Genomic DNA, 23845 nt, shown 5'->3' with positions numbered 1-23845 from the left:
AATAAAGTTGAGATATTTTTTAAAATATTCAAGAAATTTATATATAGGTACAGAAGAAAGATTAAAAAACTTAACTAAAAAATATGATAATAAATGCGTTACTTATTGATTAAGTGTAATAATTACACGTAAAAATTTAATTTTATGAATTTTGTAACCACAATATCTAGGCTTATAACTAAAAAATGTAATCGGATAAATCACAAAAGACCTTAATGTATCTAATGTAAGTTTTATTTGAAAGTTTTTGGGTCAGTATTAAATTCATTGCCATTTAACTACTTAATAATATGCAAAATGTTACAAAAATCACCGTTTAGCAATCATCTGTGCTGGCATCAACTTTAATCGTCAGGATTACTTAATAATCTTATTTATTCCCGTAACTTTGTGCCCCATAATATTTGCTAAAGTCCAAAAACAATGGGAGGCAACATCTTATGGGTTCAGTTAAGTATATCTTCGTAACGGGAGGCGTTACATCTTCATTAGGTAAAGGAATAATCTCAGCATCGCTGGGTAAGCTGCTACAGTCGCGAGGTTTCAGGGTTACCATCCAGAAATTTGATCCTTACATCAATATTGATCCGGGCACTATGAATCCCTATGAGCATGGCGAGTGCTATGTGACAGATGATGGGGCAGAAACGGATCTTGACCTGGGGCACTACGAGCGGTTTTTAAATGTCCGTACTTCACAAGCCAATAATGTAACTACAGGTCGTATTTACAACAATGTAATCACCAAAGAAAGAAAGGGGGTTTATTTAGGGAAGACAGTTCAGGTGATTCCTCATATCACAGATGAGATCAAGTCTAACTTCTTTCGCTTAGGTGAAAAAGGTGAGTTTGACATTGTCATCACCGAGATCGGGGGCTGTGTGGGTGATATTGAATCTCTTCCTTTTATAGAAGCAGTGCGTCAGGCACGCTGGGAGCTGGGGAGTAGCAACTTTCTGGTCATTCACCTTACCTTAGTTCCTTATCTGGAAGCTGCCAAAGAACTTAAAACCAAACCAACACAGCACTCGGTTCAGCGTCTTTCGGAAGCAGGCGTACAGCCGGATATTCTTGTATGTCGTTCAGAACGGCATCTTCCTATGGATATCAGGAAAAAAATCGCGCTTTTCTGTAATGTAAATATCAACTCGGTCATAGAGGCGGTGGATGCGGATACTATTTACGATGTGCCGCTACTTATGCGGAAGGAGAAACTGGATGAAAGGGTACTCAGCAAGCTCAAATTGTCTCATAAGCGAGAACCGGATATTGAGCAGTGGAAAGAGTTTCTGGGTCGTTACAAAAACCCATTGAGCGAGGTGAACATTGGGGTGATTGGTAAATATGTGGAACTGCCGGACGCTTACAAATCAATTGCTGAAGCATTTGTACATGCTGGTGCTGAAAATGAATGTAAAGTCAGATTAAGCTGGATTTCTTCCGAATCCATAAGCGAAGAAAATAAAGAAGAGGTTTTAGGTGAGCTGGATGGTATACTGGTAGCGCCGGGCTTTGGGGAACGTGGTATTCCAGGCAAGCTGGTGACAGCACGTTACGCCAGAGAAAATAAAATACCATATTTCGGGATTTGTCTGGGAATGCAATGTGCAGTGATAGAGTTTGCGCGTAATGTGTTAGACATCCATGACGCTAATTCAACCGAGATGAATGCTAAAACTAAGCAGCCGGTGATCGCATTAATGGAAGACCAGAAAAATATTGTAAACAAAGGAGGAACCATGCGTTTGGGAGCTTACGATTGTGAACTTAAAAGAGGAAGCCTGGCATATCAGGCCTACGGACGCAAAACCATACAGGAGAGGCACCGCCATCGTTATGAATATAACAACGAATACCTGGAAAGATTTGAAAAGGCGGGCATGATAGCCAGTGGTATCAACCCGGATTCAAAACTGGTAGAAGTCATTGAGCTTAAAGATCACCCCTGGTTTCTGGGCACTCAGTATCATCCCGAACTTAAGAGTACGGTCCTGAGCCCGCACCCTTTGTTTGTACGTTTTATCAAGGCTGCCAAAGAAAATAAACAATAATTTTGGGTATAGTGAAATAAAAAACAGCAAGAGAGCAACCTATATGTAGATTCAACTTAAAAAGTTGAGTGCTTAAGACTTATACACAGAGGAAGGAATGAGCTCTTGCTGCTTGTTCATTGTACATTGATCATTAATCATTAATATTGCGCTCTTGAAATTTTAAGACGCATAAAATTGTATCTATTCTTATCATAGAATTAAAAATATTATGGATAGAAACCAAGCAATAGGCTTATTGCTTTCGGGCCTTTTACTCATTGTCTACTTTCAGTTTTTTGCACCGGAACCGGCACCCCCGGCAGAAAATGAGCAACAGGCTCAACAGGTAGATGAAGCACCTGCACAGCAGCAGGAGCCTGTAATGGAGCAGGATGCAGGAGCAACGGCCGAAAAAGACTCCCTACAACAGGCACGCAATCGTGAGCGCTATGGGGTATTTGCTCAGGCTGCAAGCGGGGCGGCTGAAACCATAACGGTTGAAAGTGAAGATGTGCTTCTGGAAATTAATACGCACGGAGGAACAGTAGAGCGGGTAGAGCTGAAAAATTATAAAGATGGATCAGGTAATCAACTCGTACTTTTCAATGAAGAAAGCAGTGATATTAATTTACTGGCGGCTACTCCCAGCGGTGAAATAGACCTTTATAATCTATACTATAACAGCGATGCCTCTGAAGTAAGTGTCAGTGGTGAAGACACTACAGTGGTCACACTTTCAGCGAAGCTGGATGGGGGCGGGCAGATCAGGCAGGTATACAGCATTCCCGGAAGAGGATATGAAATAAGTTATCATCTTGAGCTGCAAAATGCTACAGGAGCACTAAACAGTAGTGATCTGCAGTTTTTGTGGAGCAGCCGGCTTCGCCCGCTGGAGCAGAACATGGAAGAAAGTCGTCGCAGAAGTTCATTGAACTACTATACGGCTGATGGAGATTTTGAGCAGTTATCATCCCTGATGGGCGATGGAGCGGAGGAAGAAACAGTAGAAGTACCGCTGAAATGGATTACCATGAAGCAGCGCTTTTTTAGTGCTGCTGTCATCGCGGATGAGTCTTTTAGTCAGGCACGTTTAACAACAGACAGCCCGGAAGAAGATAATACCACTCTGGTCAAGACGATGAATATGGCGGTGAATATGGGGCTGGAAGACCTAAGCAACGGCACACTCTCTTATAAATATTACTTTGGGCCTAACGACCAGCAGGTAATGACCAAAGTCGCCCCTGATTTTGAGGAAAATATTGATTTTGGCTGGCCCATAGTAAAGTGGATTAGCAAATACCCTATCTCGTATATGTTCCACTGGCTGGAGCAGTTTATCAGTAACTATGGGGTGATCATAATTATACTGGTGCTGGTGATCAAGACCCTGCTTTTCCCGCTTTCGTATAAGTCTTACATCTCCATGGCAAAGATCAAGGTCCTGAAGCCGGAGCTGGATGAAATTAAAGAAAAGCATGGGGACGATATGGCGAAAGCTCAGCAGGACCAGATGCAATTGTATCAGAAAGTAGGTGTCAACCCTTTGAGCGGTTGTGTGCCGGTGCTACTTCAGATGCCGATACTGCTGGCGATGTTCAATTACTTCCCCAATGCCATTGAGCTGCGCCAGGAGCCTTTCCTCTGGGCAGAAGACCTGTCAACCTATGATTCCATACTGGACTTACCGTTTACCATTCCTTTTTATGGCGATCATGTGAGCTTGTTCGTACTGCTGATGACTGCCTCAACAATATTGTATACCTGGTCCAACAATCAGGCGAGTACCGTACAGGGGCCGATGAAAAATATGCAGTATTTTCTGCCGCTCATATTCATGTTCGTGCTGAATTCATTTCCTGCAGCCTTGAGCTTCTACTATTTTGTGTCTAACATTGTTACTTTCGGTCAGCAGGCCATCATCCGTAAGTTTGTGGATGATGAAAAAATCCGTAAGATTCTGGACGAGAACAAGAAGAGAAATAAAAACAAGAAGAAGTCAAAGTTTCAGCAACGTCTGGAAGAGGCAATGAAAGCCAGTGAAGATAGCCGTAAGAATGGCAACAAAGGTGGAGGTAATAAAACTGGCCGTAAAGGTAAATAATTACCACAGACTTTCGTTTTTCTGAAAAATTGTCATGGAAGTAAAAGAGGTAAAACACAAAAAGAAAAAAAAGCTGGGGAGCTACCCCTATGTTAGTGTGGTCTTCAGTATCACGCTGGCACTTTTTGTGATTGGCCTGTTCGGTCTGTTAATTCTTCATGCCAACAGCCTTACCCGTATGATCCGTGAAAATGTGACCATGCAGATATTCCTGAATCGTACCATTTCAGAAAATGATAAAATTCAGATTCAGAAAACCCTTGCGGGAAAAGAGTATGTAGCGGTTGACGAAGAGCAACCGCAGATTAGTTTTATTTCTAAAGAAGAGGCAGCAGAAGCGTTTATTGAAGATACAGGCGAAGATTTTACCCAGTTTCTGGGAGAAAACCCTCTGCGGGACGCATACATTATCAAGATCAATCAGGAATATCAGGATACTGAAGCACTGGCCAAGGTAAAGCTGGATATAGAACGCATGAATGGCGTTTTTGAAGTTACTTATGTTGAAAACCTGGTGCGTTCAATTAACCAGAATCTGGCCAAGGTTAGCCTGGTCTTGTTGGGCTTTGCGGTGTTGCTGGTGATTATTGTGGCCGTGTTGATTAACAATACAATTCGTCTGGCACTTTTTTCCCAGCGCTTTCTGATCAGGAGCATGCAGTTGGTTGGTGCTACTTCGGGCTTTATTCAACGTCCTTTCCTGAGGCGTTCTTTTATGCACGGGATACTAGGAGGCATACTGGCATCTGTACTCCTGCTCTTTGTATTGCAGTACCTCAACCAGCAGATTGAAGATATTGAACAGTTACAAAACCCTACCAATATTATGATATTAATGGGTTTGCTACTTATCGTAGGAGGGTTTATTGGCTTTTTAAGTACTTATCGGGCCATAAGCAGATACTTAAAAATGTCCTTGGATGAACTGTATTAGATAGTAAAAAACATTAGCCCTTAGAACTCTAAAGCTATAGCGCCAAGAAGAATGAACCATAACCCTAAACACTATTGTACCATAAAACCAAGAACTTTAATACTATAAATCATGGCAGATAAAAGTCAACTTCCTTTTGGAAAGAAAAATTATGTTCTGATGGTCATCGGAATTGGCATTCTCATACTGGGCTTTACGTTAATGTCATTAGACGGCGAGCAGTATGGGTTTGGCTTTTTAGGGTTAACTTTAGGTCCAATTACGGTGATGATAGGTTTTATCGTAGAATTCTTTGCTATTTTGACCAAACCTGAATGATCTTTGCTCACGCAAGTCTAAAGTGAGTATATATTATGTCTATCATAGAAGCCATTATCTTAGGAGTCGTTCAGGGACTTACCGAATTTTTGCCTGTAAGCAGTAGCGGGCATATTGAACTGGGAACAGTTTTATTAGGAGTACAAAGCAAGGACAACCTGCTCTTTTCTGTAGTGGTACACAGTGCTACCGCCCTCAGCACCATAGTCGTTTTTCGTAAAGACATTGCCCGGCTGATCATTGGGCTCTTTAAGTTTCAGTGGAATGATGAGCTAAAGTATATTTCCAAGCTTCTGCTTTCCATGGTCCCCGTAGGCCTTATCGGTGTTTTTTATAAAGATCAGATTGAAGCCTTTTTTGGTGGAGATGTGCTATTAGTAGGTTTTATGCTTTTACTGACAGCTACTCTACTGGCCATGACCTATTACGCCAGGAAGCAGGGGGGGAATGTTACGTATCCCAAAGCTTTTATCATCGGAATGGCGCAGGCTATCGCTATTCTGCCCGGCATATCCCGTTCGGGAGCTACCATTGCCACTTCATTACTGATAGGTGTTGAAAAGGAAAAAGCTGCCCGCTTTTCTTTTCTGATGGTACTCTTGCCTATCATCGGAGCTTCTTTGTTAGAAGTAAAAGATTTTATTGAAGAGCCGGCCTTAGCAAGCGGGATTTCCGGAACAGCTCTTTTGCTGGGCTTTATCGCTGCCTTCGTTTCTGGCTTATTAGCCTGCCAGTGGATGATCTCTATAGTGAAAAAAGGAAAACTTATTTACTTCGCCATCTATTGTTTAATTGTAGGCATCATCGCCATTATTACCGCATTGACGTAAAAAATATTCATGCCTGAAAATTATTCATTATTTGACAAAGAGCATTATAACTTTCAGCAGGGAGAAGTTATACTGATTGATAAACCTCTGGAATGGACTTCTTTTGATGTAGTGAATAAGCTCCGTTATCAAATCAAACTCAAAAAAATTGGTCATGCTGGTACTTTGGATCCTTTGGCTACAGGCTTACTTATCCTCTGTACAGGTAAGATGACCAAGCAGATAGAGCAGTTTCAGGCACAGGAAAAAGAATACACCGGTACTTTAGTATTAGGTAAGACGACTCCTTCAATAGACCTCGAAACCGATTTTGATAGTGATACCCCTATAGACCATCTGAATGCTAATGATCTGGAAGCCGTTGGCAAGCAGTTTATAGGTGAAATTGAGCAGGTCCCTCCAATGTATTCGGCTATCAAAGTAGGAGGAGAACGCCTGTACAAAAAAGCCCGCAAAGGAAAAGAAGTGCTTGTAAAGCCTCGTGAAGTTACGGTAAGTGTTTTTGAGTTGACCAGAATTGAACTGCCGGAAGTTGATTTTCGTATAGTCTGTTCTAAAGGTACTTACATCCGCAGCCTGGTGCGCGATTTTGGCAAAGCACTGGGTGTGGGGGCTTATTTATCCAGCCTGCGCCGTACGCGCAATGGAGCGTTTCATGTGAGCGATGCCTATCAGATCAATGAGTTTGTAGACCTGATCAAAAAAAACGCATCATAAATGCAAGTGTCATAACAAACTATCCATTTATCAATTACAAAAAGAGATAAAACCTTAACTATGAAAGTACACGATGGTAGCACTTCTTTTGAGCAGCCCCGGCTTGCTGTAGTGACCAGCGGTACTTTTGATGGTGTACACATAGGGCACAGGAAAATACTAAAGCGACTGGTTGAAATTGCCAGGCAGAGAAGTGGAGAAACTGTGGTAGTTACTTTCTGGCCGCATCCGCGAATGGTCCTGCATCCCGAAGACGACACACTTAAACTTTTATCCACATTTGAAGAAAAAGTAAAAATTTTTGAGCAAGTGGGAATTGATCATGTCGTTCGCATACCTTTCACCAGAGCGTTCTCCCAGCTCAGTTCCGAAGCGTTTATCCGTAATATTTTGGTCAAAAAAATTGATACTCAATATCTCATCATTGGTTATGACCATCGCTTCGGTAAGAATCGTGAAGGGAGCTTTGACTATCTCAAAGAAAACGCTGACAAATATGGCTTCCAGGTAGAAGAGATCCCCCGCCAGGATGTAGATCATGTGGGGGTAAGCTCCACCAAAATCCGAAACGCACTGGAAGGAGGAGATATTTTTACAGCTAATGAATACCTGGGGCAGCCCTATCAAATCACTGGTAAAGTAGTGAAAGGAGATCAACTGGGAAGAAGCTGGGGTTTTCCTACTGCTAACTTAGTAGTCCCTGAACGTTATAAGCTAATTCCTGAAGATGGTATATACGCCTGCAGAGTGAGATGGGAGGGTAAGCAGTTTGAAGGTATGATGTATATTGGTGTGCGTCCCACCATTAATGGAGTGCAGCGTAATATTGAAGTCAATATCTTTGATTTTGATACGCAGATTTACGGAGAAACACTCCAGGTGGAATTCATAGGGCAGATTCGTGCTGACATGAAGTATGAGAATATTGAGCTACTCAAAGCACAACTGGCAGTAGACCGTGAAGATGCTTTGAAGATCCTGGCAGAGTTTAAGTAGTGATTAAGTATGAAGATGTTAAAGTGTTAGGTTTATTTTCTTTCCGGCAATTCTGCTTAGCTTTATAGGTCTCTCTTAGCGATAATTCAATAAAATTTTTATGATATGGATAGGGTGCATTACAAGTAATCTACCATAATAACCAGAAACTTCACACTACTAACCTCATGATCCAGAAAGTACTCATCATAGGTGCCACAGGTATGTTGGGGCGTCCGGTAGCCCTGGAACTACATAAAGCAGGTTTCCAACTCAGAGCGCTGGTACGCAATGTAGACAAAGCAAGAAAACTGCTTCCGGATGATATTGAACTGATGCAGGGAGATTTGCAGAGTGATGAGGCTATCAGCAAGGCAATCAAAGGAATGGATGCGGTGTACCTGAGCCTTTCTGTAAGTCAGGATGAGCCCAAAAAAGGTTTTCATGCTGAAAGAGACGGCATGCGAAAAGTTATACTTGCTGCCCGTAAGGAAGGGGTGCAGCGCATTGCTAACCTGTCTTCACTGGTACAGGAGTATTCATCAGATTGGTGGGTGTTTGGAGTGAAGAGAGATGCGATCAGACAACTTAAAGAATCCCGAATTCCTTATACGATTTTCTATCCCTCAAACTTTATGGAAGCGATACCCGGCCAGTTTATGTCGGGCAATCGCCTGCTGTTGGTGGGTAAACCTAAGCATAAATTGTGGTGGATCGCTGCCCATGATTATGGTAAGCAGGTAGCCCGAGCATTGCGAGTAGACGAAGGCAATCATCATTATATTGTGCAGGGGCCGGAAGCGATCGGACAGGAGGAAGCACTACAGATATTTGCTCAGCATTTTTCCGGAAAAAAATTAAAAATCAGTAAAATGCCGATAGGTATACTCAAATTACTGGGAATCTTTACTTCCAAAGCCAATTATGGTGCGCACATTATAGAAAGTATCAACAACTATCCTGAAACTTTCCGTGCGGAGGAAACCTGGAAGCAGTTGGGCAAGCCGGAGACTACTCTTGATCAGTTTGCAGAAAAGCTTTCCCTAGATTAAGGGATGAATTCAGGAGATTTTCCGTTTAGAAGAAAGGCCCGGAGCCGGAAGACGGAAGGCAGATCTTACTTTGGCTGTCAGACTTCCAGCTTCGCGACTGAGATAAAATTCAATGGTTTTAAGAAAGCAAAAACATGATTCTAGCATATATCCTTACAAGTTTGCTGCTTAATTTTCACCCCTTCCATGTCAGTGTGATGAGTATTCACCACGCTTCTGATGAAAATACGCTGCAAATTACCCTCAAGATTTTTGCCGATGATCTGGAAGAAGCATTAAATGACGAGCAGTTCAGAACTCCTGAGCAGGCCTTTGTTGATGTGCTTAACCCTAAGGATCCGCAAAGCCTGGACCAGTATGTAGAAGAATATCTGCGGAAGCACATGAACATCAAAGTGAACGGAAAAGAGGTGCAGGCAGCCTATCTGGGCAAGGAAGTAGAAGATATGGCGATGTGGTGTTACTTTGAAATCAGCGATGTGGAGCAGTTAGAAAACATACAGGTAAGAAGTTCTATCCTGACAGAAATTTTTGACGATCAGATAAATATTGTGCATGTCAACTACGGTGGCGTCATTAAGAGCATGAAACTTGCAGGAAATCGTTTGCTAGATGAAGTTTCATTTGGTTAATATTTCTAATGCTTTTTTTATGAACAATAAATTTTCATTCCGATTTTTCTTTTATGCGATAAGCTGCTCCTTATTTATTGCTTTTTCTTCCTGTGAAGAAGACAGTGCATTATTTATTTCTCCCGAGCAGCAGATTGAATTAGGCCGCCAGTTGGATTCTACCATTATGGCTAGCCCCGGAGAATATCCGGTTTTGGACGCATCAGAGTATCCTGAAGCATATGATTACCTGGAAGGTATTTTTGATGAAATCTTAAGATCAAATGCGGTACGTTACGAAGAATTCCCCTGGCAGATCAGAATTATAGAGGGTGATGAAACCCTGAATGCATTTGCTGCTCCCGGTGGATTTGCCTATGTCTATACCGGACTGATCAAATACCTGGACTCGGAGGATGATCTGGCTGGCGTACTGGGCCACGAGATTGCCCATGCCGATCTGGAACATTCAGCACGTCAGATGGAAAGACAATATGGTGCTAGCTTACTACTGAGTATAGTATTAGGCGATGGTACTGCCCAGCAGCTAGGACAAATCGCCACAGGTTTAGTGGGTTTAAAGTTTAGCAGAAACTTCGAGAGGAACGCGGATGAGAAATCCGTAGAATATCTCTCTGATACCCGATACAACTGCGCGGCAGCACGCTCTTTTTTCCAGAAACTGGAAGAAGAGGGGCAGGCAGGGGGCACGCCAGAGTTTTTGAGTACCCATCCTGACCCTGGTAGCAGGGTTGAAAACATCACTGAAAAAGCCAATGCAGTAGGCTGCGATACGGATCCCTTAGACCCAGCCTCCTACGATGACTTTAAAGCCATGCTGCCTTAAATAAAAAATACCAATGTATTAGTGAAGGATAGTCTTACTGGCTATCCTTATTTTTTTAGAAAATGTCAGTGACTACTTCTTCTGCCAGCCCAAAAGACAGGGTCATGCCTGCGCCACTTAGTGCGTTGACGATAGTCACTTCCTCAGAAGGATGGGCGATAAATTCTGTTTTTCCGGGCAGCTTAGCATAAATGCCATGCCAGCGCTCTGCAATCTGCATGTCAGGTGCCTGGGCGAAAGTATGCAGGTAATCCATGATATGACCATTAATTTCTTCTTTATCAAATGGGCCTAAAGCTTTGCCATATTCATGAGAATCTCCAATCACCAGTTCCCCCAAACCATTCTGAGCCATCATCACATGTATATGCCACAACGCAAAGGCTGGGTTTTCCGCATCAAAGCGGTCGCTCATCGCATGTAAAGAGGGACAGTCCTGAAAAGCCGCATAGTGCCTCAATGTTAAACCTCCACATAGGGTAGGGCCGAGTTTCCAATCATTGGGCTGAACAGCAGTGCGCATCATCTGTAGCTTGCATTTGGTAATCTCAGTCTCTGCAAACACTTCCGGATAAAGCGTTTCAAAGTCGCTGCCGCTGCATACAAATATCTTTTCGGCCTGATAGGACTGTTGATTCGCCTGTAGTTTATTTTTTTCTATGGCATTGATGGCGGTATCAAAGTAAAACGCTACCCCATACTGCTCTTCCAGCATGGCAGGTAGTTTGCTAATGGCCTCTCTGGGGTCAACAGTCAGTTCGCTTGCACTCCATAAGCCTCCCAGCAATCCTTCATGTTTAACACCTTTACTTTTTTGTGAAGCCTGAGCAGAGGTAAGCAGCTGACATTCATAACCATTGTTTTGGTTTTGCGCCATAAATTCTTCCAGTACCGCCATCTCATCTGCCTGATGGGCAAGGTGTAAGGAGCCATTTTGAGTAAGCCAGATATTAGCTTTTTCTGCTACTTCCAGCCAGATAGCTCTGCTGCGTAACGCTCTTTCCAGTGCCGGTCCAGGGGCCTGACCTATAGGCCAGATCAGACCAAAGTTGCGAATAGAAGCCCCGATGGCACGGGGATTTCTTTTCAAATACAGCTACTTTTTTGCCTTTACGGGCTGAAGCCAGTGCTACTGCCAGGCCTACTATTCCAGCACCCACGATAGCTACATCAAATTGCTTTTGCATGGAAAAGAATTAATAATTACAGATTTGAAAATTGCATATTCTGATAATTCAATACACTGAACCTTTGCAATAAGTACATTATGTTTATCACATTATTCATCCATCATTACTCATCACTTAATATTCCGTAAAAGCGCTAATGACCGGGCGACCAATCCAGCAGGAAGGCTGCTGTATGCCAAATACATAGGCAATGGTAGCAGCAGTGTCATAGGTCATGATATCATCAGGAATCTCATAACTGCCTTTCACATTAGCCCCACTGATGATCCAGGGGATAGTGGTTTCTTCGGGCGTATTGCCGCCGTGGCTGGTATTAATGCCTCCATGATCGGAGGTGAGGATGATCAGGCTTTCTTCCAGCAGACCTTTTTTGCGTAATCCGTCCAGAATCAGGTTGGTCAGATGGTCAGCTTTTTCTACCGCATGCAGGTATTCGGCTGAGCCCCACTGCTGTGAATGTCCGGCATGATCAACATGATCCAGGTGAACAAACATCAGAGAAGGCTCATGTTCAAACAAATAAGAAGCCGCCGCCTCAGCAGTACGATCTTCACCTTTGGTATCTGCCAGCATATTGAGTACGCCTGGCTCAATTAACCTTCCTATGGTAGGCCAGTCATGAAAACTTGCCAGGTCAGCCTCCTGATATTCTTCTCTAACCAGACGGAATATACTGGGCCACATACTTCCTGAATCCTCATTGCACAGCACCTGATCTCCAATATCTTTAGGGCGCCATTCATTGTTGTAGACAGCATGTTCTTCAGGAGAGGCTCCGTAGATCATAGAAGCCCAGTTGGGCCCACTGCTGGAAGGTAGTACTGCCTGGGCAGTCATAGAATAAGCCCCCTCCTGCATCAATGAATCAAAGGTAGGCGTAGTGGCCTGTAATATGCCTTCCGGACTCAGTCCGTCAATGCCAATCAGCACAACATGTTTAATCCCCGGCAACATCTGGGCATGTATATCCGAGGCTAATGAAAGAAAGAGTAGTGAGCAGGTAACGAGATTTCGCATGCGAATTTAACTTAATTTTGCCTGAACAAGGTAAAAATTTCTTTCTGATCAGTAGCAAATCCCATAAGAATTTATTGTTAAATCTCATGGAATGATTATTTTATGTTGAATTTAATTCAACTTATTCTGAAAAATGATAACATTAATTTAATCCAGCGCCCCTTTATTTATGCTATATTCAATTTCCTGTTTGAAACTGGTTAAATTATCAAAGCGCTATAAACTTTTAAACTTTAACCCGCAAATCATTTATGGGCTTTACCAACTTCCACGGACATACGCATTATTGTGATGGAAAAGGCAGGGCTGAAGAATATGCCGAGGCTGCCATAACCCAGAAGATGCCGGTCTATGGTTTTTCTTCCCATGCTCCGCTTCCTTACGAACTGCCCTGGACGATGCCGGAGAGTGAGACTGAGAAATACGTGTCAGAAGTCCGAAAAGTAAAAGAGCAGTATGCCGCACAACTTCAAGTTTATACCGGACTGGAAGTAGATTTTATTCCTGATGTAGCTGGTCCGGGGCATGAGCGGATCAGGAAATTGGACCTGGACTATACGGTGGGTTCAGTACATTTTGTGGATTTCTTTCCAAAGGGTCATCCCTGGGAGATAGACGGAAAGCATGAGCTTTTTCTGGAAGGATTGCAGCAGATCTTTAATGGAGACATTCAGAAAGCCATAGAACGATATTTCAGCCTCATCAGGCAAATGGTTGAGAAAGACCCGCCGGACATTGTTGGACACCTGGACAAGATCAGGATTCAAAATGAGGAGGGGAATTTATTTAGTGAGGAAGCTCTCTGGTATCGTGATGCAGTAGAAGAGACCCTACAAGTGATTCAGAAGAAAGGACTGATTACAGAAGTTAATACGCGGGGTATTTACAAGAAGAAAACGACAGCCCCCTATCCTTCACCCTGGATACTGGAGCGTATGCAAGCGCTGGATATTCCTATCATGTTGAACTCAGACGCGCATCATCCGAGAGAGATTACGGCCTGTTTTGAAGATACCGCAAAATTGCTGTTAGATATAGGTTATGACCATTGCCGAATTTTGCTGGATGGCAAATGGCAGGATGCAACCCTCACGATCAAAGGAATCCACTATGTACCATCCTAAAATTACGAACTGGCTCAGCCGAACCCACGGCCCGCTTGGAGACTGGGTCTTTTCTTTGTACGCCATTATCGCTGCTTTCTGCACCTACTCCTGTATGTATGCTTTTCGCAAACCCTTTGCGGTGGCTACCTTCAGTGAGCTTTCTCTCTGGGGAGTAGATTATAAAATCTGGCTGATCACTTCTCAGGTGCTTGGTTATACGCTATCCAAGTTCTTAGGAATCAAAATTGTATCTGAGATGGGTGGTAAGCGTAGAGCGATCTCTATCGTAATACTAATTGGAATAGCTGGCGTAGCGCTTTTCCTTTTTGCCATTGTTCCTCCTCCTTACAATATACTTTTTCTTTTTTTCAACGGCTTGCCACTGGGCATGGTGTGGGGATTGGTATTCAGTTACCTGGAAGGAAGGAAACTTACTGAAATATTGGGGGCCGGATTATCCGTCAGCTTTATTTTTTCTTCAGGCTTTGTCAAAACTATAGGGGCCTGGGTGATGCTGGACTGGGGCGTATCCAACTTCTGGATGCCTTTTGTGACCGGAGGGTTATTCGCACTGCCTTTGCTTTTTTTCGTATGGATGCTCAATCAACTGCCTCCCCCTTCTGAAGAAGATGAGCGTCTGCGTACCAGGCGCAAGCCCATGAACAAAGCGGAACGCTGGGAATTTCTGCGGCTATTTGCTCCCGGGCTCATCCTGCTGGTCATTGCCTATACATTCCTGACTGCCTTCCGCGACTTTAGAGATAACTTCGCCCGTGAAATATGGATTTCGCTGGGCTACGGAGAGGATGTAGCCATTTATACCGAAACTGAGGTGCCTATCGCATTAGCAGTTCTGCTTATCATGGGTTTATTGATGTTCATTAAAAGTAACCGTAAAGCGCTTAATACATATCATCTGCTGATAGCCTTTGGCTTCTTTCTGGTAGGAGCCAGTACCTTTGCCTTTGAGCAGGCCTGGATTAGCCCTCCGGTATGGATGACTCTGGTAGGCCTGGGCTTATATTTGGGCTACGTGCCTTTCAACAGTATATTGTTTGACCGCCTCCTGGCAGCATTTAAATATGTAGGCACAGCAGGCTTTCTGATTTATGTTGCTGACTCAGTTGGCTACCTGGGCAGTGTAGGGGTGCTCTTTTACAAAAACTTTGGGCATGCTGAACTAAGCTGGCTACGATTTTTTATCGTTTCCGCCTACACCATGACCTTTGTAGGCAGCGCCTTAATGATCCTTTCCATGATTTACTTCCGCCACCGGCTGCATTTCTGGAAGGTGGGCGAAGTTACGGAAGTCAGTCCACAGGAAATTACTGCTTAAACTATGAGTGAAGATTACGCCAGTAAACAAGCAAAGCACATGCTGCAATGCTGGGCCGCCCAGGATGGCTACCAGCCCCTGGAAGTAGAGCAAACCGAAGGTTGCTGGATACATACTACAGACGGTCGCAAGATTTTTGACCTGCGTAGCGCGCACGAATGTATCAACCTGGGCTTCAGGCATCCCAAGATACTGGAAGCCATGCGGCAGCAGATGGAAAAAGTAGTATATGTCACCGATGATTTTGCGACTGAACCAGCGGCCAGGCTGGCTGAAAAGCTTGCCCGTGTGACGCCCGGAAGTCCGAACAAGAAAGTCTGGTTCTCGCAAAGCGGAGCCAATGCAGTGGAAGCGGCCATCAAAGCAGCCCGCATGTATCAGTATAACCATATGCAGCAGGAGGGCAGCGAAAAGCTGGAAGGCAGCAAACAGTATCCATTTCCTTACAAAATCATTTCACGCTACCGCTCCTGGCATGGGGCTACTACTTTGGCTTCATCAGCCAGCGGAGATCCCCGGCGCTGGTTTCAGGAGCCTTTCAATGTGCCGGGCTTTGTACATGGTCCCGATGCCTACTGTTACCGCTGTCCTTTTGGTCTGGCATATCCTTCCTGCCAACTGGCATGCGCCAATTATCTGGAACAGATGATCACTTTTGAGGGGGGCTCTGGGAAGGTGGCAGCGGTATTGGTAGAACCGGTAGTAGGCTCCAACGGCATCATTCCTCCGCCACCGGATTACTTTCCCCGCCTCAGAGAGATTTGTGACCAGCATGACATACTCCTGATCGTTGATGAAACCATGACGGGCATGGGACGCACCGGAAAAATGCTGGCCATTGAGCACTATGACATTGAGCCGGACATCATCATTATGGGCAAGGCGTTAGGTATGTACAGTCCGTTGGCGGCAACTATTTTCTCCGAAAAAGTAGCTCAGTCTTTTGATGACAATATTTTTGGCATAGGTCAGAGCTTTTCCGGGCACACGCTTTCCTGTACCGCCGCTTTAGCGAGCATAGAAGTGCTGGAAGAAGAAAATATCTTATCCCATACACAGGAAATGGGCGCTTACCTGGGAGAGAAATTAGTGCAACTGCAGAAAAAGCATCCATCGGTAGGAGAGGTGAGAGGGCTAGGCTTGTTTTATACCCTGGAAATTGTCAAAAACAGAGAGACTAAAGAACCGCTACGGAAGATATCAGAGAAATACACTAAAACGGTAGTTACAGAGATTGCCGAATTCCTTCTCCGAGAGAAAAATATTTATATTCCTTCAGACAAATTTGGTATCTGGGTAGTGCCTCCCTTGATCGTACAGCAAAACGAAATTGATTTTATCGTAAAAGCACTGGATGAGGCTCTGGTATTGGCTGACAGAGAAGTCATGTAAAAAGGTATGTATCAGTATTTTGGTTCAAAAAGCTTATCGTTGTTAAAATTAGAGGTTGTAAAATACGTATGACTTACTCCGCTGTGGTGCCCATAAATTTGAACCACTTCTAACCAACCAACCATAATGTAGCTCAGAAGATAAATCTTATACGAAGGATAATCTTCTAAAATTTCTCCACAATTTTGAAGTTATTCAATGATCGTATTAATGTGATAAACCAATAACATTTTCCACTTGGCTTTATCTCTTATTGCACAAATCAAACAAAAATAATTGTCAGCTAAGCAAGTAAATATGAATAGAATATTTCATAAATTATCATTGTGGTTTATTGATATTAGAAATTTTTTCCACTTATCATTGATGCATAAGCAGATGCTGCTACTGTGAAAATTTGTGGCAGGTAAAAAGATGCTTTTATATATTGTTGATCACCTCTAAACCCGTTGGAACTTATCTGGAATCAAGATTTTGATTAAATATCAAAGTGATAACAGGATAGTAAAAAAAATAAATTCTCTCCCCAAATAAGAAGACGTTGGGTGAATTTTTGCCAGCATAAGCTTTCTCATTTCATCACTGGCTGGTTCACCATCTACTTTATTAGTAAACAATGTAGATATAACTGTTCTTTTCTGTTCAATCCTTTTGGCAGGTAATACATCTTTCTCATTGAGATTCCTGTTACCCGCAATGCAATAGTCCTCTTCCTTAGTTTTAGTAATACGCTATCACTTTCTTTTACCTGAAAGGTGTTTGAACGGAATAAACAGCTATGGGCAGAAGTGACATCAAGGGAGAAGAAGGTCATCCTGAGCTTATGTTGCACAGGTAATAATCATAATAACTTTCTCTGAATATTGTGGGACAGCTTCATTAATTGCTTAATGTAAGCATGCTATCCAACCGTATAAAATACGCTAATCATGAAAAAAATAATATACCTATCGTTGAGTATGCTTGTGTTGAGCAGCTTTAATCTAATGGCCCAGAACTGGGTAGTTGGGGGAAATAACCTCTCTGCAAGTGGTAGGTTAGGTACGAATAATAATCATTCCCTGATTTTTGAGACAAACAACGGTGAACGTGGCAGGGTAACTAATACTGGTCTGTGGGGATTTGGCGTTTCATCGCCTAGTGCCCGGCTACATATCAACAGTGCCAGTGGTCAACATCCTTTAAAGGTAGAGGTAAATAACTCATTAAAAATGTTTGTTCACAGTGGTGGTGGAGTATCTATTGGCAGTAGTACATCGCTTGTCCCTCCTGCAAATGGTTTATTGGTTGCAGGAAATATGGGAGTGGGAAAAGAACCGGGTTCATACAAATTTAAGATTACCCATAGTACTTTTGGTTTTAATATTGAAAATGCTACGACCCTGGATGATTGGGAGTTTTGGGCTAATAGTGGAGGACTGTCCTTATATGCCAATGGTAGTTTTAGGGGAAACTTCAATCCAACCACCGGAGTATATACTTCAGTTTCTGATGAGCGCGTAAAAGCCAATGTCCAGGCTATGCCGACTGTTTTAGATAAAATAAAAGCTTTAAAAGCTTTCACTTATCAATTTGAGGGTACAAATGAAAAGAAAAATAGCACTGCTTCCTACGGATTCATGGCTCAGGATGTAACTGAGGTCTTTCCCCATTTGGTGAATCATGTTGTAGACGAAGAGCGTGGAATTGACACATATACCCTTGATTACAGCGGCTTTGGCGTGCTTGCCATTAAAGCTATCCAGGAATTACAACAACACATACTCATACTGGAAAGCCAAATCGCAGCGCTGGAAGAAGCACAAGGCAAGGACAAAAAAAGCAATGCCTATGGCAATACAGGGAATATTGGAGTCTGGCTGGAAAAGAACTATCCCAACCCCTTTGCTCAAAGTACCATTATTGGGTACAGCACCCCTGAACAAGCAGAAAAAGTTGATCTGGTAATCACTAACCTACACGGAATAGAAATACAACGTTTTGATCACCTGGATGTGGGAGCAGGGCAGGTAGAAATAATTGTAGGCAGCATACCCGAAGGTACTTATATCTATACCTTGGTGGTAGATGGTAAGCCCATTTCATCAAAAAAAATGTTACTGAGCAGGTAAGGCTTTGCGAAGATTCAGTGAAGGTGTCTGGTTAGACACCTTATTTTTTCTGAATATATGTGTAATATTTTGAATCTATGCTTGTATCCCTGTAGCTGTTAAAAATACTCTTTGTGCCAGGGAGCATTTTGGCAAAACCGTAGATTTTTATGAATTCTTACCTGTTCCTTCTCCTAAGCGTATCGCCCGTTTGTAGAGGCTTAAAGTGTGTCGCTTAGATCTGGCATTCATGTAGAAAAATGAAATTTAAAAACCAGGCAACTCATGGAGAGGATGAAAGGTGCTTTGCTGTAGGTTAATAGCACCATGAAGAAACAAGGTAAAAACTCCTTCATTTTCAGGTTATAACACCGGCTACAATGGAAAAAAACAAAACCCGATCCACTGGTGAACCGGGTTAAAATCTTTATTTTTCCAGTGAAGCTTTGTCCATAGTGGCAGGAAGCATGCGAACGATCATTCCCGGGCCTTCTACTACTACATAAATATTTCCGTCCGGACCTTCGCGTACTGTTCTGATTCTACCAATATCTTCCAGTAGCTTTTCTGAGCTGATTACCTTTTCACCATCCAGTTCCAGTCGTTCTAGATAGCGAAACTTGAGAGAGCCTACAAAAAGGTCACCCTGCCAGTTTTTGAATTTATCTCCGGTATAAAAATCCATGCCGCAGGGAGCGATAGAAGGTACATAATACCAGACCGGCTGCTGCATACCTTCTTTCTCACGAATATCAGTAAAGGTAGTGTTGTCATAGTTGATACCATAAGAAATTACCGGCCAGCCGTAGTTATTCCCTTTTCTTACAATATTAATCTCATCACCTCCCTGAGGTCCATGCTCATGCTCCCAGAGTTCACCACTTGTAGGATGCAGCGCCATTCCCTGAGGGTTACGGTGGCCATATGAAAATATCTCAGGTCGTTTGTTTTTGTCACCTACAAAAGGATTATCATCAGGAATACTGCCATCATCATTAAAACGCATCACTGTTCCCAGTATGTTCTCAGGATTTTGCGCATTCTCGCGTGCTCCACGGTCGCCAATAGAAAGGTAGAGATAACCATCATTGTCAAACTCTATTCTGCCGCCAAAGTGCTGACCGGCATCGCGAAGCGGTGTACCTTTAAAAAGTACTTCCTGCGCTACCAGTTCATCTCCTTCCAGTTTGGCCCGCATCAGTGCTGTATTGCCTTCATTTCCTCCTTCAGAGTAGGCATGGGTGATGTAAATCCAGCCGTTATCATCATAGTTAGGGTGCAATTCCAGGTCAAATAGTCCCCCTTGACCACGCACATATATTTCTGGTAGCCCTTTGATTTCTTTTACAGCCTGGGTCTGAGGGTTAAAATGCTTGAGCTTTCCGCCTTTTTCAGTGATCAACATATTGCCATCGGGCAAAAAGGCCATGCTCCAGGGAGTGGTAAGATCAGTAAGTACAGTATCTACAGTATAACTTTCCTGCTCAGTAGATATTGCAGTTTGCGCATTGGAAAGCAGGGTGATGCATGTGAAAATGCAACAGCTGATTAATTTTTTCATAGGATAGGTATTAATTAAAGTGAATGGGCAATTTAACAATCTTAAGGCTCTGCTAAAACTAATTTCTGCAGCAACAGTTAAAAAGCTATCCTCAAAACTTTTTGGGGCGGGCTTTGTTCAATTAAGCCTATCTTTCAAATCCAACGCATCCTGCCATGATATTAATTACCGGAGCCTCAGGGCATTTGGGACACGCAATTGCTGATCAGCTTTTACCTAAATTAGCAGATGGAGAGAAGCTGGTGGTTAGCAGCCGAAGCCCCGAAAAACTCAGTCACTTTAAAGCGCTGGGCGTGGAAGTGAGAGCGGCAGACTTTGATGATAAAAATAGCCTGATCAAAGCATTTAAAGGGGTAAACAAGGTGTTGCTCATCTCCGGTCATGCGCCTAACGCACATAGAATTCAGCAGCATAAAAATGCAGTGAGCGCTGCAGTACTGGCAGGGACGCAGCATGTAGCCTACACTAGTTTTTTCAATGCTGTGCCCGAGTCCAGGTTTTTGTTTGCCGAAGTACATGCCAAAACAGAAGCGCTCCTCAAAAGTAGTGGCCTTACCTACACCATTTTTCGGAATGCCTGGTATGCGGATTTGTTTACAGAAGGTATAGAACAAATCCTCGCGCAGGCTAAACTTGAAGCTTCGGCTGGCGAAGGAAAGATAAATTCCATACCCCGGGCTGAGATTGCTGCTGCCATAGCGGAGGTGCTGAGTACAGATAAGTTTGGTAATTCTACGCTTGAGCTTACCGGGCCTGAAACCTTCAGCTATGCAGAAGTGGCAGACTGGCTGTCTGAGGCTTATCAGAAGGATATAAAATATATGAATGTAAATCCGGAACAGGTGCGCAAACTGTACGGAGGAGATTCTCCTTTCGGCTTTGAAATTCAGGGAATCATCAGCAGCTATGAGGCTATGCAGGCCAATGAATACGATGAAGTAAGCGATGACTTTGAAAAAATTATGGGACGTAAGCCTATGTCGGTAAAAGCATTTATTCAACAACAGTCCAGGCAGTCAAATGTAGCAGGATAATTACTTTACATGTGGATATTCATTAATTTAGGCGCTTTCTTAATCTTCTAAATTATGTTATCAATTCGTGAGATCCAGCCCCAAGATGACCTGGCTATTGCCCATGTAATTCGCATAGTCAAGTCTGCCTATGATGCCGATCCCCAGACTACTATTCTGGGCGATCCCACACTTGACCACATGTATCAGACGTACCTACAGGAAAAGGCGGTGTATTTCGTAGCTTTGTGGAATGTTAAAATAGTCAGAGGCGGTGGCATAAGGCAATTGGATGGGAGTGAGGATAATATATGCGAATTACAGCGCATGTTTCTGCTTCCTGAAGCCAGAAGGCAGGGGATAGGAAAGACCTTGATGGAGTACTGCCTGCAGAAAGCCAATGAATTTGCCTACGAAAGAATCTACCTGGAAACCCTGAGTCAGATGAAGGAGGCACAGCAACTGTACAGGCAATTTGGTTTTGAAGCTATACCCAATACCCTGGGCAATACCGGACACTGTGGTTGTAATGTTAGAATGATTAAGGATTTATCATTACAATAGCAGTGATGGTGTAATAACTCATAGTATAGTAGTGAGAAAAAAATAGTTAATTATGGATGGTAAGAACAGGAATGATATCAAAATCGGCAGTGATGTTTCTATTGTGTTGAAGCAAGACCAGCGTAGTGGTAAGCTTACTGAAGGAGTAGTACAGAATATACTAACCAAAAGTGCATTTCACCCTCATGGGATCAAAGTAAGGTTAGAAAGTGGAGAGGTAGGCAGGGTAAAGAAAGTGTTGTAGTTCATTGTAGCCCTACTGTTTCTAAGGGTTAAAGTTTTGAATTTTAGCATTGATCACCCTACCGTTACCCTTTTATATATATAAGTATGTACCACAGGCTAACCCTCTTCCACATCGTTCCTGATACAAGAATTTTTACTTTAACAAAGCTTACAGAAAGTTAACGTTCTATCTAATATCTACAACCTAATATTTATCATGAAGAGAAGAGATTTTATCAAACAAAGCACAGCGGCAGGTCTTAGCTTATCTTTAGTGCCTTCTGTTTATTTCCGAGAGGACAATGCTTATATAGACCAGGTTGGTTTGCAGCTGTATACTGTCAGAAATCAAATGGTAAAAGATCCGGCAGGGACACTAAAAGCTATAAAATCAGCCGGTTACAGTCAGGTAGAAGGAGGGAATCCTCTGGAATATGGTAATATGTTACCGATGATCAAAGATGCTGGGCTTTATTCGCAGAGTTCATTTATTAATCAGGCTTATATAACCGAGCGTTGGGATTTACAGGCTACAAATGCTCCAGCGTCTAAAGATATAGCATCTGTAATAGAAGCAGCCGAGAAGCACGGACTCAAGTACCTGGTATTTGGTTACCTCAGCAAGGCGGAAAGGGATACGCTTGACCAGTATAAACTTTATGCCGAAAGGCTGAACAGCGCGGGTGAGCAATGTGAACAGGCAGGTATTCATCTTTGCTACCACAACCACTCATTTGAGTTTCAGCCCATTGATGGGAAAGTTCCTTATGAGCTGCTGATTGAAGAACTTGACCCTAAGTATGTGCAGTTTGAGCTGGATATCTTTTGGGCCAGCGTTGGCGGACATGCGCCGGAAAAATTGATGAAAAAGATGAAAGGCCAGATACGTTTGCTGCATCTGAAAAATAAAAAGGCAGGAATTGCTGATGAATATGATGAAGCCCAGGTACCCAAAGATGCTTTTCAGGAAGTAGGTGATGGCGTAATTGATGTGCAAAAAGTACTTAGGCTGGCACCTAAAGTGGGGGTAGAGCAGTGCTTTGTAGAGCAGGACCAGTCTCCTGACCCAATCCAGAGCATAGCAGCAAGTACGGCTTACCTGAAGCAGATAGAAAACAAAATATAGAAGAAGGCCCGGCCCATACAGCCGGGTTTTTTTAGGCTACTTTTTCAGAGGCAATGCCAAGGATTTCCAGTATTTCGGGAAGCTGGGCAATCAGGTGGGTGTGCTCATAATTTTTGAGCTCCTCTTCCGTATAATTTCCGGTAGTGACCCCGATGACATATTTGCAACCGGCATCCATGCCTTGCTGCATATCAGAAGCGGTATCGCCTACCTTGGCCACTTGTTTGACATCCTGCACCCCGGTCAGCTTCATGGCTTTGTAAATCATATCAGGATAGGGGCGACCGTTCTCTACTTCATCGCTGGTGATGCTCACGTCTATTTTATCTCTCCAGTGCAAACGGTCAATGATTGCATCAGCGATGGGGCGGCTGAAGCCTGTGTCCAGTGCGATCTTGATATTGTTATTTCTTAATATCTTAAAAGTATCACTTACACCTGCCTTTTCGCTGATTTGAGGAGATTGCTGATAATATTTAACCATATCCTGCACAAAGTACTGGTGAATTTCCTCAATATAATCAGGCGTGATTTTAGATTGATCTTCCAGCTTTTGCTCCAGAAGAATTCGGATTGCCTCAGGTTTGGGATAACCCATTACTTCTACAGTTTCTGCTAAGGCTACCTTAATATTTACCCTGCTCAGGGCATTTTGTAAGGCTTTCTGCACGCTGTCTTTATCTTCTACGGTGGTACCGGCCATGTCAAATACCACCAGCTGAATAATGTTTTCCTCCTTCATGAAATTGTCGTTTGGTTGTTTTAAAGCGAAGTTAGCAATATTGCATTAACGATAGACACTCT

22 protein-coding genes and 1 pseudogene are annotated in these 23845 nt (G+C 43.1%); 18 read left to right on the top strand and 5 right to left on the bottom strand.

Going from position 1 to position 23845, the window contains the following annotated elements:
- The first annotated feature begins 440 nt into the window (after positions 1 to 440).
- From OKW21_RS17930 to OKW21_RS17885, 10 genes are all read left to right on the top strand, one after another.
- Complete coding sequence (locus OKW21_RS17930) at positions 441 to 2051, top strand: CTP synthase (protein ID WP_277481694.1); 1611 nt, start codon at positions 441 to 443, stop codon at positions 2049 to 2051.
- Positions 2052 to 2262: 211 nt separating this feature from the next.
- Positions 2263 to 4137 (top strand): membrane protein insertase YidC, encoded by a 1875-nt coding sequence (gene yidC / locus OKW21_RS17925; RefSeq protein ID WP_277481690.1) that lies wholly within the window; start codon positions 2263 to 2265, stop codon positions 4135 to 4137.
- 34 nt (positions 4138 to 4171) lie between these two features.
- The gene (locus OKW21_RS17920) at positions 4172 to 5071 is read left to right on the top strand and encodes a cell division protein FtsX (protein ID WP_277481688.1); all 900 of its coding nucleotides are present in this window, start codon (positions 4172 to 4174) and stop codon (positions 5069 to 5071) included.
- A gap of 111 nt (positions 5072 to 5182) precedes the next feature.
- The gene (locus OKW21_RS17915) at positions 5183 to 5389 is read left to right on the top strand and encodes a DUF3098 domain-containing protein (protein ID WP_277481686.1); all 207 of its coding nucleotides are present in this window, start codon (positions 5183 to 5185) and stop codon (positions 5387 to 5389) included.
- 35 nt (positions 5390 to 5424) lie between these two features.
- Positions 5425 to 6219 carry an undecaprenyl-diphosphate phosphatase gene (locus OKW21_RS17910; RefSeq protein WP_277481683.1) on the top strand — a complete coding sequence of 265 codons (795 nt, stop codon included), beginning with the start codon at positions 5425 to 5427 and terminating at the stop codon, positions 6217 to 6219.
- A gap of 9 nt (positions 6220 to 6228) precedes the next feature.
- Positions 6229 to 6936: a tRNA pseudouridine(55) synthase TruB gene (gene truB, locus OKW21_RS17905; RefSeq protein WP_277481681.1), complete on the top strand. Its 708-nt coding sequence runs from the start codon at positions 6229 to 6231 to the stop codon at positions 6934 to 6936.
- Positions 6937 to 6996: 60 nt separating this feature from the next.
- Positions 6997 to 7932, top strand: a complete 936-nt coding sequence (locus OKW21_RS17900) for a bifunctional riboflavin kinase/FAD synthetase (RefSeq protein ID WP_277481679.1) — start codon at positions 6997 to 6999, stop codon at positions 7930 to 7932.
- 167 nt (positions 7933 to 8099) lie between these two features.
- Complete coding sequence (locus OKW21_RS17895; RefSeq protein WP_277481677.1) at positions 8100 to 8963, top strand: SDR family oxidoreductase; 864 nt, start codon at positions 8100 to 8102, stop codon at positions 8961 to 8963.
- A 134-nt stretch (positions 8964 to 9097) separates the two neighbouring features.
- The gene (locus OKW21_RS17890) at positions 9098 to 9595 is read left to right on the top strand and encodes a DUF6702 family protein (RefSeq protein ID WP_277481674.1); all 498 of its coding nucleotides are present in this window, start codon (positions 9098 to 9100) and stop codon (positions 9593 to 9595) included.
- 19 nt (positions 9596 to 9614) lie between these two features.
- Complete coding sequence (locus tag OKW21_RS17885; protein ID WP_277481672.1) at positions 9615 to 10421, top strand: M48 family metalloprotease; 807 nt, start codon at positions 9615 to 9617, stop codon at positions 10419 to 10421.
- Positions 10422 to 10476: 55 nt separating this feature from the next.
- Here the strand turns inward: OKW21_RS17885 and OKW21_RS17880 are convergent, their stop codons facing one another.
- The 3 genes and pseudogenes from OKW21_RS17880 to OKW21_RS17870 all read right to left on the bottom strand — a co-directional run bounded on the left by OKW21_RS17880 (position 10477) and on the right by OKW21_RS17870 (position 12628).
- Entirely contained in the window at positions 10477 to 11511 is a 1035-nt protein-coding gene (locus tag OKW21_RS17880) for a TIGR03364 family FAD-dependent oxidoreductase (protein WP_277481670.1), read from the bottom strand.
- Positions 11512 to 11536: 25 nt separating this feature from the next.
- Positions 11537 to 11608 (bottom strand): annotated as a pseudogene (locus OKW21_RS17875) (hypothetical protein); the annotation flags it as partial.
- 117 nt (positions 11609 to 11725) lie between these two features.
- The gene (locus OKW21_RS17870) at positions 11726 to 12628 is read right to left on the bottom strand and encodes an alkaline phosphatase family protein (RefSeq protein WP_277481669.1); all 903 of its coding nucleotides are present in this window, start codon (positions 12626 to 12628) and stop codon (positions 11726 to 11728) included.
- Between the two features lie 251 nt (positions 12629 to 12879).
- Between OKW21_RS17870 and OKW21_RS17865 the strand changes: the two genes are divergently transcribed.
- From OKW21_RS17865 to OKW21_RS17850, 4 genes are all read left to right on the top strand, one after another.
- Entirely contained in the window at positions 12880 to 13752 is an 873-nt protein-coding gene (locus OKW21_RS17865) for a histidinol-phosphatase (protein WP_277481667.1), read from the top strand.
- Complete coding sequence (locus OKW21_RS17860; protein WP_277481665.1) at positions 13739 to 15070, top strand: DUF5690 family protein; 1332 nt, start codon at positions 13739 to 13741, stop codon at positions 15068 to 15070. Before OKW21_RS17865 ends, OKW21_RS17860 begins: the two co-directional genes overlap by 14 nt.
- 3 nt (positions 15071 to 15073) lie before the next feature.
- The gene (locus OKW21_RS17855) at positions 15074 to 16462 is read left to right on the top strand and encodes an aminotransferase family protein (RefSeq protein WP_277481663.1); all 1389 of its coding nucleotides are present in this window, start codon (positions 15074 to 15076) and stop codon (positions 16460 to 16462) included.
- 929 nt (positions 16463 to 17391) lie between these two features.
- Positions 17392 to 18573, top strand: a complete 1182-nt coding sequence (locus OKW21_RS17850) for a tail fiber domain-containing protein (protein WP_277481659.1) — start codon at positions 17392 to 17394, stop codon at positions 18571 to 18573.
- Positions 18574 to 18979: 406 nt separating this feature from the next.
- Here the strand turns inward: OKW21_RS17850 and OKW21_RS17845 are convergent, their stop codons facing one another.
- Positions 18980 to 20113 carry a PQQ-dependent sugar dehydrogenase gene (locus tag OKW21_RS17845; protein ID WP_277481657.1) on the bottom strand — a complete coding sequence of 378 codons (1134 nt, stop codon included), beginning with the start codon at positions 20111 to 20113 and terminating at the stop codon, positions 18980 to 18982.
- Between the two features lie 155 nt (positions 20114 to 20268).
- Here OKW21_RS17845 and OKW21_RS17840 point away from each other — a divergent pair, with 155 nt between their 5' ends.
- The 4 genes from OKW21_RS17840 to OKW21_RS17825 all read left to right on the top strand — a co-directional run bounded on the left by OKW21_RS17840 (position 20269) and on the right by OKW21_RS17825 (position 23041).
- A complete protein-coding gene (locus OKW21_RS17840) occupies positions 20269 to 21147 on the top strand; it encodes an SDR family oxidoreductase (RefSeq protein WP_277481655.1) in 879 nt (292 codons plus the stop codon).
- A gap of 54 nt (positions 21148 to 21201) precedes the next feature.
- Positions 21202 to 21690 (top strand): GNAT family N-acetyltransferase, encoded by a 489-nt coding sequence (locus OKW21_RS17835; protein ID WP_277481653.1) that lies wholly within the window; start codon positions 21202 to 21204, stop codon positions 21688 to 21690.
- A 52-nt stretch (positions 21691 to 21742) separates the two neighbouring features.
- Complete coding sequence (locus tag OKW21_RS17830; RefSeq protein ID WP_277481650.1) at positions 21743 to 21934, top strand: YwbE family protein; 192 nt, start codon at positions 21743 to 21745, stop codon at positions 21932 to 21934.
- A 198-nt stretch (positions 21935 to 22132) separates the two neighbouring features.
- Entirely contained in the window at positions 22133 to 23041 is a 909-nt protein-coding gene (locus OKW21_RS17825) for a sugar phosphate isomerase/epimerase family protein (protein WP_277481648.1), read from the top strand.
- Between the two features lie 31 nt (positions 23042 to 23072).
- Here OKW21_RS17825 and OKW21_RS17820 read toward each other — a convergent pair whose 3' ends face one another.
- Complete coding sequence (locus OKW21_RS17820; RefSeq protein ID WP_277481644.1) at positions 23073 to 23783, bottom strand: HAD hydrolase-like protein; 711 nt, start codon at positions 23781 to 23783, stop codon at positions 23073 to 23075.
- Between the last annotated feature and the right edge of the window lie 62 nt (positions 23784 to 23845).

The sequence above is a fragment of the Catalinimonas alkaloidigena genome, from assembly GCF_029504655.1.
Lineage (GTDB): Bacteria > Bacteroidota > Bacteroidia > Cytophagales > Cyclobacteriaceae > Catalinimonas > Catalinimonas alkaloidigena.
Note: the sequence above shows the minus strand (reverse complement) of the source record. Positions and strands in the feature narration are given on the sequence as shown.

Bases quoted from the DNA above. Each gene is read 5' to 3' on its own strand.
- OKW21_RS17915 (WP_277481686.1), top strand. From the start codon at position 5,183: ATGGCAGATAAAAGTCAACTTCCTTTTGGAAAGAAAAATTATGTTCTG.
- OKW21_RS17855 (WP_277481663.1), top strand. From the start codon at position 15,074: ATGAGTGAAGATTACGCCAGTAAACAAGCAAAGCACATGCTGCAATGC.
- OKW21_RS17895 (WP_277481677.1), top strand. From the start codon at position 8,100: ATGATCCAGAAAGTACTCATCATAGGTGCCACAGGTATGTTGGGGCGT.
- OKW21_RS17840 (WP_277481655.1), top strand. From the start codon at position 20,269: ATGATATTAATTACCGGAGCCTCAGGGCATTTGGGACACGCAATTGCT.
- OKW21_RS17850 (WP_277481659.1), top strand. From the start codon at position 17,392: ATGAAAAAAATAATATACCTATCGTTGAGTATGCTTGTGTTGAGCAGC.
- OKW21_RS17920 (WP_277481688.1), top strand. From the start codon at position 4,172: ATGGAAGTAAAAGAGGTAAAACACAAAAAGAAAAAAAAGCTGGGGAGC.
- OKW21_RS17845 (WP_277481657.1), bottom strand. From the start codon at position 20,113: ATGAAAAAATTAATCAGCTGTTGCATTTTCACATGCATCACCCTGCTT.
- OKW21_RS17900 (WP_277481679.1), top strand. From the start codon at position 6,997: ATGAAAGTACACGATGGTAGCACTTCTTTTGAGCAGCCCCGGCTTGCT.
- OKW21_RS17830 (WP_277481650.1), top strand. From the start codon at position 21,743: ATGGATGGTAAGAACAGGAATGATATCAAAATCGGCAGTGATGTTTCT.
- OKW21_RS17860 (WP_277481665.1), top strand. From the start codon at position 13,739: ATGTACCATCCTAAAATTACGAACTGGCTCAGCCGAACCCACGGCCCG.
- OKW21_RS17825 (WP_277481648.1), top strand. From the start codon at position 22,133: ATGAAGAGAAGAGATTTTATCAAACAAAGCACAGCGGCAGGTCTTAGC.
- OKW21_RS17835 (WP_277481653.1), top strand. From the start codon at position 21,202: ATGTTATCAATTCGTGAGATCCAGCCCCAAGATGACCTGGCTATTGCC.
- OKW21_RS17820 (WP_277481644.1), bottom strand. From the start codon at position 23,783: ATGAAGGAGGAAAACATTATTCAGCTGGTGGTATTTGACATGGCCGGT.
- OKW21_RS17910 (WP_277481683.1), top strand. From the start codon at position 5,425: ATGTCTATCATAGAAGCCATTATCTTAGGAGTCGTTCAGGGACTTACC.
- OKW21_RS17870 (WP_277481669.1), bottom strand. From the start codon at position 12,628: ATGCGAAATCTCGTTACCTGCTCACTACTCTTTCTTTCATTAGCCTCG.
- OKW21_RS17885 (WP_277481672.1), top strand. From the start codon at position 9,615: ATGAACAATAAATTTTCATTCCGATTTTTCTTTTATGCGATAAGCTGC.
- yidC (WP_277481690.1), top strand. From the start codon at position 2,263: ATGGATAGAAACCAAGCAATAGGCTTATTGCTTTCGGGCCTTTTACTC.
- OKW21_RS17890 (WP_277481674.1), top strand. From the start codon at position 9,098: ATGATTCTAGCATATATCCTTACAAGTTTGCTGCTTAATTTTCACCCC.
- truB (WP_277481681.1), top strand. From the start codon at position 6,229: ATGCCTGAAAATTATTCATTATTTGACAAAGAGCATTATAACTTTCAG.
- OKW21_RS17930 (WP_277481694.1), top strand. From the start codon at position 441: ATGGGTTCAGTTAAGTATATCTTCGTAACGGGAGGCGTTACATCTTCA.
- OKW21_RS17865 (WP_277481667.1), top strand. From the start codon at position 12,880: ATGGGCTTTACCAACTTCCACGGACATACGCATTATTGTGATGGAAAA.